General features: G+C 43.4%; 14 protein-coding genes, 1 pseudogene and 1 riboswitch. All 15 genes and pseudogenes read right to left on the bottom strand.

All coding sequences use genetic code 11. The features are described 5' to 3' along the window. Window positions 1–53: 53 nt before the first annotated feature. Entirely contained in the window at window positions 54–353 is a 300-nt protein-coding gene (locus M3M36_RS00530; RefSeq protein ID WP_252773938.1) for a thiamine-binding protein, read from the bottom strand. Beyond that, window positions 350–952: an HAD family hydrolase gene (locus M3M36_RS00525; protein ID WP_252773937.1), complete on the bottom strand. Its 603-nt coding sequence runs from the start codon at window positions 950–952 to the stop codon at window positions 350–352. The genes M3M36_RS00530 and M3M36_RS00525 overlap by 4 nt, the downstream gene beginning before the upstream one ends. A 103-nt stretch (window positions 953–1,055) precedes the next feature. Then, window positions 1,056–1,528, bottom strand: a pseudogene (gene thiW / locus M3M36_RS00520) (energy coupling factor transporter S component ThiW). Between the two features lie 310 nt (window positions 1,529–1,838). Beyond that, window positions 1,839–1,944, bottom strand: a riboswitch (TPP riboswitch). Window positions 1,945–2,143: 199 nt separating this feature from the next. Further along, the gene (locus M3M36_RS00515) at window positions 2,144–2,965 is read right to left on the bottom strand and encodes a 2-keto-4-pentenoate hydratase (RefSeq protein WP_420842363.1); all 822 of its coding nucleotides are present in this window, start codon (window positions 2,963–2,965) and stop codon (window positions 2,144–2,146) included. Window positions 2,966–3,416: 451 nt separating this feature from the next. Then, complete coding sequence (locus M3M36_RS00510) at window positions 3,417–4,091, bottom strand: SDR family oxidoreductase (RefSeq protein ID WP_252773936.1); 675 nt, start codon at window positions 4,089–4,091, stop codon at window positions 3,417–3,419. Between the two features lie 82 nt (window positions 4,092–4,173). After that, window positions 4,174–4,887 (bottom strand): 2,3-bisphosphoglycerate-dependent phosphoglycerate mutase, encoded by a 714-nt coding sequence (locus tag M3M36_RS00505; RefSeq protein ID WP_252773935.1) that lies wholly within the window; start codon window positions 4,885–4,887, stop codon window positions 4,174–4,176. Between the two features lie 116 nt (window positions 4,888–5,003). Then, entirely contained in the window at window positions 5,004–6,827 is a 1,824-nt protein-coding gene (spxB, locus tag M3M36_RS00500; RefSeq protein ID WP_252773934.1) for a pyruvate oxidase, read from the bottom strand. 133 nt (window positions 6,828–6,960) lie between these two features. Then, window positions 6,961–7,221 (bottom strand): hypothetical protein, encoded by a 261-nt coding sequence (locus M3M36_RS00495; protein WP_252773933.1) that lies wholly within the window; start codon window positions 7,219–7,221, stop codon window positions 6,961–6,963. Continuing rightward, on the bottom strand, window positions 7,208–7,606 hold the full coding sequence (locus M3M36_RS00490) for a hypothetical protein (RefSeq protein ID WP_252773932.1): 399 nt from the start codon (window positions 7,604–7,606) through the stop codon (window positions 7,208–7,210). The genes M3M36_RS00495 and M3M36_RS00490 overlap by 14 nt, the downstream gene beginning before the upstream one ends. Further along, the gene (locus tag M3M36_RS00485; RefSeq protein ID WP_252773931.1) at window positions 7,599–8,936 is read right to left on the bottom strand and encodes a Y-family DNA polymerase; all 1,338 of its coding nucleotides are present in this window, start codon (window positions 8,934–8,936) and stop codon (window positions 7,599–7,601) included. The genes M3M36_RS00490 and M3M36_RS00485 overlap by 8 nt, the downstream gene beginning before the upstream one ends. A 138-nt stretch (window positions 8,937–9,074) precedes the next feature. Beyond that, window positions 9,075–9,620: a 5-formyltetrahydrofolate cyclo-ligase gene (locus M3M36_RS00480; RefSeq protein ID WP_252773930.1), complete on the bottom strand. Its 546-nt coding sequence runs from the start codon at window positions 9,618–9,620 to the stop codon at window positions 9,075–9,077. 74 nt (window positions 9,621–9,694) lie between these two features. Continuing rightward, entirely contained in the window at window positions 9,695–10,927 is a 1,233-nt protein-coding gene (gene glyA, locus M3M36_RS00475; RefSeq protein ID WP_252773929.1) for a serine hydroxymethyltransferase, read from the bottom strand. Between the two features lie 130 nt (window positions 10,928–11,057). Then, entirely contained in the window at window positions 11,058–12,020 is a 963-nt protein-coding gene (locus tag M3M36_RS00470; RefSeq protein WP_252773928.1) for an asparaginase, read from the bottom strand. After that, on the bottom strand, window positions 12,017–12,802 hold the full coding sequence (recO, locus tag M3M36_RS00465) for a DNA repair protein RecO (RefSeq protein WP_252773927.1): 786 nt from the start codon (window positions 12,800–12,802) through the stop codon (window positions 12,017–12,019). Before recO ends, M3M36_RS00470 begins: the two co-directional genes overlap by 4 nt. A gap of 80 nt (window positions 12,803–12,882) precedes the next feature. Beyond that, complete coding sequence (gene era, locus M3M36_RS00460; RefSeq protein WP_252773926.1) at window positions 12,883–13,794, bottom strand: GTPase Era; 912 nt, start codon at window positions 13,792–13,794, stop codon at window positions 12,883–12,885. Window positions 13,795–13,796 lie beyond the last annotated feature (2 nt).

The raw sequence follows: 13,796 nt of genomic DNA, 5'->3' as shown, positions 1-13,796 counted from the left end.
CATACTTTGATAATTACAGATTAAAAAATCAGACCTGCAGAGGTCTGATTTTTTTATTTGTGATACTTACCAATCTTTTGATCAATCGTTAAAATTTCGCCATCTGGCTGATAGGCAACCTTAATATAGGCAGAGACTTTCTTGGCACCTGCCCGGACAGCCACGTGTTGGCACTCTTTGACGATGTCCATCAACTGGTTATAATTATCGCCTTCAATCGTTGTTTCAAAGGGACCAACTTCATAGCGTAAGCCGGTACTTTGAATATAAGCAATCACCTCATCAACCATTCGGCACAACTCTTGGTCATTTTCAGCTGCTGGTAAAACCTGAATCGCAACACTTGCACTCATTTATTTTCTCCTTTTACTGCTGTGGCAAAATCAATCGTTTCGTCCGCTAACTTTTGTAAATCAGTCCACTCTTCTTTTGACTGATGGTCATAAACACCAATCAAATGAAAACCCGCTTGCTTTGCTGTGGCAGCAGCATACAGAGCATCTTCATAGACTGCAATCCTGTTGGGCTGCTGGTCAAAATATTGTGCAGCAACCTGATAAATTGTGGGCTTTGTTTTATCCTGTCCAACATCTTCACAAGAAAAGACAAAGTCAAAAAACGGCAATAAATTCAACCGGCGAAGACAGTCTTTGGCCAAAACTGAACTACTGGCCGTTGCCAAAACAATTTTATGACCAGCTTGGTAGGCATCTTGTAAGTATGCAGCTACCCCAACTTTAAGTGGAATATCATGTTGGTAATGTCGGTCCATCAAAGCTCGCATTTCCTGCACCAAGTTGGCAGCTGTAACGGGTAGCGCTAATAATTCTTGTATGAAAATGGCTGAATCCGTTAAAGTCATGGTTTGAATCTGATTATGCAAACCGACTGGCAGCTGGTCAATGCCATATCGATCAAGCAATTCAGTCGCTAAATTCTCCCAAAAAGGCATCGAATCAACTAATGACCATCGAGGTCGAAGATCAAATATTCCCTATCGCTCATCGCTTACTTCCCCTTGCCAAAGCTAATTTGGCCTGATTGACGGTGTTTAGTTAATCCAAGTTCGCCTGGATTCGCTTTAGTAAGCCTGTCTTTTGAAAAATTAAGACCACTGCCAACCCCATTCCAGCACCCACAATGGCAGCTGGTGTGTAATATGGCACGAAGTAATACCACCTATGGACGTCCAAGCCATAAAAGATCTTCATCAATGGATAAGAAGTCAAAGCCCCTAAAATCCCCGTTCCAATCACTTCACCAAGGAAGACCAGGTAAAGGTTGTGGGTTTTGCGATAAATCAAACCGCCCAGAATGGGACCAAAATGGCCCCTGTTACGGCTTGAATTGTCCTGCCGGACATCATCCGTAAAATGCCACAAATCAAAGCACTAGCAAAGCCGTACCATGGCCCCAGCAAAACGGCGGCTAAAACGTCAACGAAGTGCTGAAAGGGCGCCATTGCCGGAAAATAGACAAAACTATTTAAAACATAAGCTAAGGCAGCCAACAAGGCAGTCACTAACATCTTCTTCGTTGATAATTTTTTCTGTGTCTTCATTTGAAAACGCTCCTTTTAAATTCAGTGGGGTAGCGAAAAAACAGCGCTCCTTTCCCACTTTAGCGGTTAAACCAGTCAGACAAGCCCCTGACTGATAGAAAGTTCGGTCGAGACTACTTGGTCTCCTCTCACGCCGGAACACGGCTTCCCATCGCTGTTTTTTCAGGATCAAGGCGCTCCCCTTCATCCCGCACGGTCAAATGACCGTGAATCATTCACTACACTCCTTTCTGATTTAAAAGAAAAAATCGAGCACCCACAAAAGGAGTCCTCGATTACAAAAAAAGCTACGATTTCCTCCGCCGGCATTATCCGGTTCAGGTGTTCGGGTCGATGGTCTACCATCCTCTCAGTCTGTCACACAAACTCCCCGATCGATTTTATTCAAAACAAAAGGCCGCCCAATTTATTAGTACGGCCGATTGTTGTGTTTTTCAACAAACAATTTGGAACCGCTAAAATGGGTGACTGGATAATGAGGGTCGCTAACACGATTGTAACCCTTATTCCCTAATGGAAATGATTATACTCATTTTAACGGAAAAAGACAACTATCCAATTTGATATTTCAAAATTGTTTGCTTATTTACTAACTTCGACCACAACATCTGCAAAATCGTGGTTAAAGCTAGCTGTCCAGGTTCCTTCTGTTAAGTGTGGCGGCAATAAGAAGGTTCCAGAGGAAACGCGTTCCCCCGCATGCAAGGTCTTTCCCTGCGCTGCCAACTTTTTAACTAGCCATTGCAACGATTTCAGTGGGTTACCCAAAACTTCGGCCGAACTGCCCTCGGCCACTACCTCACCATTATGGGCTAACTGGGCCTGGACATCTTCAAATTCAGCAACCGTCAAAGATGTACTTTCGCGTTCCGGCCCATAAACCACAAAACCACCAACAGCCGCATCTGCCATCACTAAGTACTTACTCAAAGATGGAAACCAATCCGTAAACCGAGCATCGGGTACTTCCACACCAGCCGCCACAGTCGTTTTGCGACGCAAATCCTCCAAAGAATCAGTGACTTTCAAGTCTTCCTTCGCCTTGAAAACCAATTCTACTTCTACCAATGGGTCCAATAAATCGCTCTTCAAAGAAAGGTTAGCCGGTGATTGAACGAAATGTTTTTGCACCTGAGCCCCATACAAAGGTTCATTTGAATCGAACATATCTTGCGTTTCTTGACTAGTCAAACTAACCTTGTAACCCCCAAGTGGTTGATTTTTGAGCTCCATCAATTGATCTTGCACTTCATAGGCAGTTTGGTCATCGCTAACAACCTGCTCCCATTCAGTCATTTTAAGCGGTTGGCGTTCTTGGTAAGCATGATAGAGGGCCTGTGCCAATTTGTCCTCTTGCTTTGCTGGTACTACCTTCACCTTGGTCTTCAATTCAGTCATTGTCATTTTTAATGCTCCTTTCAGTATACAAACAGCTCACTACAGTACGAAACTTCACGGTTCCCTCCTTTTCTAAAAAATCAGCAGATAAAAAGGCGCCCCTAACTACGAAAAAATCGTTGTTAAGGGCGCTTATGCACGGTACCACCTTAATTTGTTGAACGACAAAGTTCAACCTCAAACGTACGGCCGAAAAAGCGATACGCCGGTTTGATAACGGTACCAACCGAGCAAGGCTTACTGATTTCAGCCCACTAGCTAAAGAATGATCGTCTTTGAGTTTGAAAACGACGCCCTTTCACCAAATAGGCGCTCTCTAATCATTTTCTTACCCAGACACTTCTTATTGTCGCTTGTCATTTCTATCTGTTGTTTTGTAGTTTACAACTTTATGAGTCAATGTCAACTCTTTATCATTTATTTTTAATTTAAATAAAACTAAGAACCCCTTTTGGCCTCATTTTTCATCAAAAATATGTTGAATTTCCTGGTGACCAGCTGTTAAATCATAAATTTGATTAGCTGCTTGCTCAGGATGAGCTAATACTGCTATGACAAAGGCAGCGACATCTGCTCGCGGAATTTGCAAGCTTTCCTTTGGACCCGCGAAGTCAACATCCAATGAAACCTTGCCAGTACCAGTAGTATCCAAGAGCAACGTTGGCCGAACAATCGTATAATCCAAACCGGAATTTTGTAAGTACAAATCAGCATAGTGCTTCATCATAAAGTAATGATAAATGCCGGATGCAGACCAACGACCGCGGTCGTCCGCCCCAGCAGCTGAAACCATCACATAGTGAGCAACACTAGCTTTTTTAGCAGCAGCCATCGTTTTAATGGCGCCATCCAAATCAACTTCTACCGTTCGCTCGATACCACCTTTACCGCCGGCACCAGCCGTAAAAACAATCTGGCCAACTTGGTGATCCAGAAAAAACTGTGTCATCGTTTGTTCATCAACATCCAAGTCAAAATAGACTCCCTCAACACCGGCTACATCAGCCACTGTTTGCAATTGGTCTTTATTCCGAAAGGCTGCTAAAACTTCTTGCTGCTTACTAGCTAAGTCTTGAACCAAAATTTGGCCGACCTGACCGTGGGCACCAATTACCAATGTCTTTGCCATCATAATCTCCTTTTCATTAAACATTTTCACAGCATTCCCAATAAAATATGGGCGCAAGCAAACCTATTTTCTAAGAGCATTTTATTTAAGAATGAATAATTTTCTTTTTATAAACGGATAAACTTTTATCAAACTCATAAATAATGGGTTCACCGTTTGGGATTTCAACTTTAGTTACCTGGTCTGGTGTCAGACCTTCAATCAGCTTTGTCAACGCTCTGACAGACGTTCCATGGGCAACAATCAAGACATCTTCTCCCGCGCGTAACCGTGGTACAATTTCCTCTTCAAAAAGTGGTCGAACTCTAATTTCTGTACTTTGAATATTCTCACTCAGTGGCAAAAGGCCGTATGGCACTTGTGCATAGCGGTGGTCAAAAGCAGGGTACTTTTGACCAGCAATGGTCACTGTTGGATCATATGCAGGCTGTTTAGGTGGTAGAACAGAATAAGACCGTCGCCAGATTTGGACCTGCTCTTTCCCATACTTAGCGCGCATATCATCCTTATCCTCACCTTGCAAGATACCATAATGACGCTCATTTAACCGCCAAGACTTCATAAGCGGAATATATGATTGACCTAATTCGTCCAAGATGCGATTCATGGTCATAATCGTTCGACTAAGAACTGAGCTATAAGCCCGGGAAAAATGAATGTCCTGTTTCAAAAGTGCCCGCCCGGCGTCCTGTGCTTTCTTTTTGCCAGTTACAGACAAATAAGTATCGATCCAACCATTAAAACGGTTAGACTGGTTCCATTCACTTTGACCGTGACGAAGTAAAACAAGTTTTGGCATAATCAAGCTCCTTTGCGCTCTATTTTACACCGATTCTCTTTAAGCAAGCAATGCTTTCTAACAACAAAATAAAAAGCCTTCAAAAGAAGACTTTTATTATACGTTAGCTTATAAGCTTACCATTTAACACCATATTCTTCGAAGAACTCTGGGAGTGTTTTCAAGTTTTGACCATCGTATGAATCTAAGAATTCACGAACAGAACTTGGTCGTTGCAAATCAAGGTTACTGTTATACGTTGGATTAAGTGTTTCTTCCATCCCTTGGTCTGTTTGCTTCAATTGCAACTCCTCGACAGGCAATGACCGGGCATCAGAAATCTTAGCTTCAATCAAGAATGGTCGACCCGCCTTGGTTACCTCAATCGCCTTGTCAAAAGCTGCTGACAATTCGCTAGCCTTTGTCACGGTTACCGCTTCAACACCCATTCCTTGAGCAATCATAGCGAAATTTTGATCAGCAAGATCAATTCCTGAATGATGCATGGCCACATCATCCTGTTCACTTTTGATAAAGTTCAATGTCTTGTTGGCTGTAATGACATTAATAATTGGCAAATCATACTTCTTCTCGGTTAACAAATCTTGCATAATCATTGAAAAGGCACCATCACCAGCGATGTTCCAAACTTGGCGACCAGGATATGATAATTGTCCAGCCAAAGCAGCTGGCAGTCCAGAACCCATAGAAGCAAAAATGGCAGAAATCACGAACTTGTTCTTTGGCGTCACATGCAAATGACGGAAGGAGTTAATAATATTGTCACCAATATCAATGGCAAAGACAGCATCGGGGTCAGCAACACGATTAATTTCCTTATAAATCGGTTCAGCGCGAAGCGGTTCACGAGTATCATCTTGCAATTGCTTTTGGTAGGCAAACCAGTTTTCCTTATCGGCACAAGCGGCCTTGAAGAATGCAGATTCTGGCGCTTGTTCACTACGGTCTAGGGCAGCCTGGACAAAAGTAGTTGCATCTGCCCAGATACCCAAATCCAGGTTATGATGGCGGCCAAGTTCTGTTCGGTCGTTATCAACCTGAATAAACTTAAACGGATGTGTCGTGTAAACTAGTTTTGCAAATGGAAAATCGGCCCCTATAGCAATCAACAAATCAGCACTTGCCATGATTTCATCAGCAGCCTTTGAGGCAGCACGGTTAGCCATACCCAGATTTCCGGCATAGCTTTCATCAACATGCCCTTTTGCTAAACCAGTCATGACCAAAGGAATTTGCAATTTCTTTGACAATTCAATGAGGGCATCACCACCTTCTTGGATACCACGACCAACGTGAATAACTGGTCGCTTGGCTTCCTTAACTATTGCCAAGAATTGGTCTACTTCGGCCGCAGTTGGTTCTGGCTGTGGTGCCTTTTTATCATCTGTGGCTCCATGAGAACCATAAGCAATATCTGGAATTTGTTCGTAGCCCAAGTCATTTGGAATAATCACTGTTGCGACACCCTGATGCTTGTAGGCTTCACGAATAGCTTGGTCAACCACGTGTGGCAAACTTTCGGCTGTCATGACAGTTCGACAATAAACGGATACATCTTCAAAAATTGGATCCTCGTTGAACTCTTGAAAAAAGTGCGAGTTCATTACCGCGCGTGGTGTTTGACCGACAAGAGCCAAAACAGGCACATGATCCTCCTTGGCATCGTAGAGACCCGTTAGCAAGTTTGTTGCCCCAGGCCCAGCCGACCCAAAGGCAACACCAATCTTACCAGTGAGTTTGGCATCTGCTGCTGCTGCTAAAGCACCAACTTGTTCATGGCGAACTTGGATATAGTGAATCTGTTCTTTTCGCTCTGCGAGGGCTGCCATGGTGGAGTTAAACGAACCCCCAGGATAGCCAAAGAGGTGATCAACACCCCAATCTTCAAGCACCTTCAACATTGCGATGCTTGCTGGAACTGTGTTTACTGTTACTGACATAAGACATCTCCTGTTCTACTTTGCTATAGCCATATTATATCTCTGTTTTACAAAGATGTAAAACAATTTGCACAGTTGTAACATAAAATAGACAATTATTAATAAAAAGTTTTTAGTGCTGTTTTGATAGGGGTTATACCAGTGTCACTGTCACCATTGTTTTAGATTTCAAGGCCGTAATTAATCCTTCTAAATCTTTTACCCGCCGTCTAGGAACGGTTAAAATTTGACGAGAAATGGTTGAGCGACCAACCTGATTCCACTCAAAGAAAAAATTAACTTGGCCAGCATATCGTTGGTCTACCACTCGTAATTCATAAATAGTATTTTTAGCCCGTTTAAATAACGGTGCCATTTCCTTTAAAATTTCAGTTATTAATTCATTTTCGATCATGATCAACCCCCACAAACTGCAAGTCTTCCCAATTTTTTGGTTCTTTGTCTAAGTAAAAACCGTCCATAAAAAAGCCAGTTACCTTCCCAATTTCCACAGGACTAGCACGGCCCTCGATATCGAAACTGTTTGCCTGGACAACTAACCGCTGTGAGTTACGGTATGCCAAAGCAACCACCTGCTGCATTTGTTCGTATGACATGGCCTCATGCAATTCTGTTTGATCGGCCTGATCTTGATTCGTCTTCTGATTTTTTAATTCGGCAGTGTGGTCCGAAAGAAAAAAACCATTCCACTTAACTTTGCCTCGGTCACGGTAATCATGGTCAAAGTAGCCGGAGACAGTTGATAGCCAATCAGGATCAGCAAAAAAATTCTCACTCATAAGCATTGCCCCCATTATGGCCCCCAACTAAATTAGCACGGCTAATCGCCGTCGCCCCCTTTTCTAAGGAAATAGATCGGACCAGGCTCGCTGCCCCAAAGCGACGGCGAATTTGGTCAACTACCGTATCAACCGGGTCTTCTTCTTGGTCGGTTGGACTAGGAGCCTTGTCGAAAAGTGAAATTTCTTGAACACTTTCACTTGATAAGCCAGAAAAAGAAACTCCAATATAGCGAACGGCATCACCCGACCAATTTTCTTGAAAAATACGTTTCAAAACGTTCATTAATGTTTGACTACGGTTGGTTGGTTCAATCCGGACAGTTTGATGCAAACCCGTTTTTGGACTGTGGCGCGTATTGAAAGCGATTCCTTGGTCCGCGTAACCAAGGTAAAGTGACGCTAAGGTCGCTTGTTGCTGATGCGCCCGCAGACGACTTGCTACCTGGTCGGCCATTTCTTGCACAACTACTTGGATGGCCGCCCCATCATGATAATTTTCCGGTAAAACCTGTGAGTTCCCATAAGACTTATCTTTGGGCATAATTTTTTCTGTTAAATCAGACCGGTCAATGCCCCAAGCCAAAGCATAAAGTTGCTCACCCATTAATCCAAGGCGCTCTTTCAGCATATATGGGTTTTTCCTGGCTAAATCACCAATGCTTGCAATTCCCCACCCCTTCAACTTTTCTGCCGTTTTTTGGCCAATACTCCACACGTGTCCAAAGTTTGTCACAGGCCACAGCTTCTTGGGTACATCTTCATAATGCCACTCAGCCAGTAGGTGTGGGGCCCTCTTCGCTTCCAAATCCAAGGCCAATTTGGCTAAAACCGGGCTATCGCCGATACCAACTGAAAGATAGATTCCCATTTCAGCAAGGACCTGCTGCTGAATTTTTTGAGCGACTTCTCTTGGGTTCTTACCAAAAAGGTGCCAAAAATCAGTGATATCCAAGATTGATTCATCAATGGAATACGGTAACAAGTGTTCATCATCAACGTATTGTTGGTAGATGGCATTAATCGCTAAGTTTTTTTTGATATAAAGGTTCATCCGCGGCTCTGCCTTAATCAGACCAGGCACATCTGGGACATCCTTTTGTCTAGTAACGTTGGAGATGCCAAGCCGTTTCTTGGCCATTGGCGATGAAGCTAACACTAGCCCCCCTGTGTCATTTTCTTGGTGTGACATCACCACCAGCATGGACTGCAGCGGATTTAAGCCCCGTTCAACCGCTTCGCAACTGGCATAGAAACTCTTTGAATCGATTAGAAAAACAACCCGCCGGTCTTCATTTTGATAAATTTTGGCAAAATCATTAGTGGTCATTTGACGGGCTCCTCCCTATTGAGTCTGTTTTCATTATACGAACAGATGTTCGCTTTAGCAAGAAAAAATCAATAAAAATTTGCTAAGAAAAAGCCCCAACGTTCACGTTGAGACTCTCATTCAAATTTTATGTTACAATCACTGATTTTTTAGGGTCAAAACCTGGCCAACCACCCCATCAAAGTTGTCGGGAATCCAATCAGACCGCCTTTGTTCTGCTAAAGCAAGGCTGACACTTGCCCCCTCATAATCAGCTAGAAAGCGGTCGTAATAGCCACCACCAAAGCCGACACGCAGACCTTCCTCGTTAAAGGCAAGCCCCGGCACTAAGACCAAATCAATTGCTGATTTCTTCAGTTTCCGACCATTTTCGGGCTCTAAAATACCAAAGCTCTGACCGACTGTCAGGGTACTATCAGTACTAATTCCAACAAAGGTTAATTCACGGTCAACCACCTTCGCCAAACCAACTGTCTTGCCTGCCTGCCAAGCAGCCGCCATAATCGGCCTTGTGTCGACTTCAAAAGGAAGCGAGGCCGTCACAGCGACAGTTTGAGCATGAACCCAGGCTGGCTGTAGAAACAGTTTTTGATATAACTGTTTTTCTTGTTCAATTTTTACTAAAGGGTTCAAAGACTTTAACTTGGCCTTTTGTTCCTGGCGAATCGTCTTTTTATCAAGCATTTTTTTCATCTCCAGCAGATTCAAAGAAAAAAAGCTGACTTAACAGCTTTTCATCATTCTCATCTAATTGGGCATTACGGTAATTTATGGGCCATTGCCAAACGCTCCGCTTGTTTCTTAATGTCCTTTAATACCTTCTCATCGTCATGGTTATGAATTGCTTCCACAATCAAACGAGCAACTTCAGCACTATCGTTTTCGTCAAAACCACGAGTCGTAATGGCGGGTGTTCCAATACGAATTCCAGAAGTAATAAATGGACTGCGTTGTTCGTTTGGCAAAGCTTCCTTATTGGTCGTGATCGAAACACGGTCCAACAATTCTTGTGTTTCCTTACCAGTCAAATCAGTCTTGGTCAAATCTAGGTTGAAGAGATGGTTATCAGTACCACCAGCGACAACACGGATGTCGTCAGTCTTTTCAAAGACCGTAACCATTGCCTGTGAATTCTTGATGATTTGCTTAGCATAGTCCTTAAATTCTGGACGTAATGCTTCGCCAAAGGCAACGGCCTTGGCTGCAATCACGTGTTCTAAAGGTCCACCCTGTGAACCAGGGAAGATGGCTGAATTGATTTGCTTAGCATACTTTTCTTGTGACAAAATTACCCCACCACGTGGACCACGCAAAGTCTTGTGGGTTGTTGATGTCACAACATCAGCGATGCCAACTGGATTTTGGTGCAAACCAGCTGCAACCAACCCAGCAATGTGGGCCATGTCAACCATCAAGTAGGCCCCAACTGCATCAGCAATTTCTCGGAATTTCTTAAAGTCGATTGTTCGTGAATAAGCAGATGCACCAGCCACAATCATCTGTGGCTTGACTTCCTTAGCTTGTACCATGATGGCATCATAATCCAAAGTTTCAGTCTCTGGATCTAAACCATAAGTTTCAGAATGGTAAACCTTACCAGAAAAACTTACCTTAGCTCCGTGAGTCAAGTGACCACCGGCATCCAAATCCATACCCAAAATTGTATCGCCTGGTTTCAAGAAGGCCATGTAGGCTGCAGCGTTTGCCTGTGAACCAGAATGTGGTTGCACGTTAGCATATTCTGCACCAAACAACTCCTTTAAACGATCAATCGCAGCTTGTTCAACAATATCAACATATTCCGTTCCACCGTAGTAACGCTTGTAGGGATATCCCTCCGCGTACTTATTCGTCAATACCGAACCTTGGGCAGCTCGCACGGCTTTTGAAGCAAAGTTTTCAGAAGCAATCAATTCGATTGTCCGGTTTTGCCGGGCACCTTCTTGTTGAATGGCTGAAAAAATCAATGGGTCTTGGTCAGTAAAATTCATGATTTAAGCTCTCCTGGGCATCTTCTTTCACTAAATCAAACAACAGTGGCTAGCCAGTCAGCTGATTAACTAGTGTAAAGTAATTATAGCAAAGATTGATTGCGCTAGTCTAGCATAAGTACGACTTTTATTAAAATTCATGCAAGTAATCGTTTAAATCGTTCGTGTTTAGCTTGTTCTCCAACCCAATCAACAGCTTTAGTCGGGCTTTTTGCCCATTAACGGCCGAAGCAAAGATGGCTCCAGCCTTCTCGAGCTGTACACCACCACCAAGGTAATCGTACACCGGTTCGGCAATCCCCTTAAAAGACCGCGAAACAATCACCACTGGGATCCCAGCATCCAAAAGCTTCAAAACGCCCAAGGCAGCGTCCTCACCCAAGTTTCCCGCTCCAAGCGCCTCAATCACGATGCCATCAATTCCTGAGTCAGCTAACAGGCTCAAAATATGGCCATCCATCCCAGCGTAGGCTTTCATAACCGGAATTCTTTTATCAACAACTTTAATTGGATAAGTTCGCTTATCTGGCAAATCATAAAAGAAGAGAATCTTGCGTTTATTCACCATGCCCATCGCCCCTGAAATCGGTGAAGCAAAGGTGGCAACGTTTGTTGCATGGGTTTTTGTCACGAAACGAGCAGCATGAATTTCGTCATTTAAAACAACCATGACACCCCGATTTTTAGACTGTTCATCGATGGCCACGCGTAAGGCTGATTGGAAATTATATAAACCATCGGATCCTAATTCGTTGGAGGAACGCATCGCACCAGTCATGACAATCGGCATTTCAAAGGAAAGCGTTCCGTCCAAAAAGAATGAAGTCTCTTCTAGAGTATCTGTTCCATGCGTAATCACTACCCCGTCAAAATCTTTTTGCGCATCTTTGAGGCGGTTATAGAGAGCCAACATATGAGTTGGTGTGATGTGTTCGGATGGCAAGTTAAAAATATTTTCAGTTGTGAGCTCCACTTCAGGTAAATCAAGATGAGCATCATTCAATGGGTTTTGTGCACCCTGTTCAACATCACCATCAACATCCTCATGCATGGCAATCGTCCCACCAGTATGTAAAACTAAAATTCTTTTCATGGCTTTCCCTTTCGAGCCTTAATGGCCAGCTGCCCTTCAAAAGCAGCCATTTTTTGAATGAAGACCTTTTCTTTTGGCTTCAACCCAACTTCTCGGTCATAAAGATAGTCAATCACCCGTTGAATACCGCGCTTAGTCATTAAAGATAAGGTTACCTTAGCAATCTTATTCATGTCAATTGCTGAAAATTGCCGTAAGTAATAGACAACCTTCTGATCTAAGTTTAAACGTTGGTCATCAAGGTCAAAATGTGACCGTTCAATGATACCGTTATATTTTTCAGAATAATCAAACACCCCCGTTACCGCTCCGGAAAGCGGGTCGGCCTGCCAATTAGGGGCCACACCAAAAGCAGGCAGCAACTGCAGTTCAAAAATATTGGTAATGACTTGGGGGTCTACCTGCTCATTGAGTTTGTCAAAACCAATCAACGTTTTTTCATACCATTCTAGTTCTGATTTTCCCTCCTCGAAGGCTAAATCCAAGAGTTTTACAATTAGTGCTGCATAGGCACTCACATTGATGTCCCCAACAACATTTTTATAGGGATGACTGTCTTGCACATCATTAATAAAGCCTAAACCCTGATTATTTTTTGGATAAGCGCCATCGAAAATGGCCCAAGAGTAAGCCTGGCAGGCAAAACCAATTTTTGAATTTGCCTTCTTAGCTCCTCGAGCCATCAAAGTCATTATCCCTTGTTCCTTCGTAAAAACTCGAACCAGTAAATCGTTATCTCGGTAAGGTCGTGTATACAAGACTAGACCTTCAATCAATGCCATCACGGTCCCCCCTTTTCCATAAAAAAACAACCATCAAGCTGATGGTTGTCTGCTCAGCTATTGTGGCTGGTAAGGCGACCTTAAAAATCATCCTTACGGTAGCCAAAGCTTTGCAAGGCCTGTGGTCGATCACGCCAACGTTCTTCAACCTTGACCCAGGTTTCCAAAAAGACCTTAGACCCGAGTAAACGTTCAATGTCTTTCCGTGCTCGTGTACCAATTTCCTTAATCATCCGCCCTTGCTTACCAATCACAATGTTCTTTTGACTGGCACGCTCAACGATAATTGAAGCTTGGATGCTAACCAAACCATCATCATCGGAAGAGATTTTATCAATGACAACCGCCACAGAATGTGGGACTTCTTGCTTGGTCAATTGCAAAACCTTCTCACGAATTAATTCAGAGATAACGAAGCGTTCGGGATGATCCGTTAACTGATCTGAATCGAAGTACTGGGGGCCTTCATCCAGATCGCTGATGACTGTTTCCAACAGCTCAGAAACATTGTCCCCCTCGGTTGCTGAAATCGGGAAGATTTCCTTCCAGACTGGTGCATCTTCTTGATAAGATTGGATGACTTCAAACAGTTCTTCCTTAGGCAACAAGTCGACTTTGTTGACCAGCAAGTAAATCGGTGTCTTCGTCACTTCCTTTAAACGGTCAATGATATAGTTATCACCCCCGCCTCGCTTTTGACTTGCATCAACAACAAACCAAATTGCATCTGCTTCATGTAAGGCTGAGAAAGCTGATTTGACCATGTAATCGCCCAAAGAATTTTGAGGCTTATGAACACCCGGTGTATCGATAAAAACCACCTGGGCATCGTTGGTAGTATAAATACCTTGGATCTTGTTTCGGGTAGTCTGCGCCTTATTGGACATGATGGCAATTTTTTCACCAACAATGCGATTCAATAAAGTCGACTTTCCAACGTTTGGTCGACCAATAATGGCCACGAAACCTGATTTAAATCCTGGATTTGTCATAA

The sequence above is a fragment of the Fructobacillus americanaquae genome (assembly GCF_024029775.1).
Lineage (GTDB): Bacteria > Bacillota > Bacilli > Lactobacillales > Lactobacillaceae > Fructobacillus > Fructobacillus americanaquae.
Note: the sequence above shows the minus strand (reverse complement) of the source record. Positions and strands in the feature narration are given on the sequence as shown.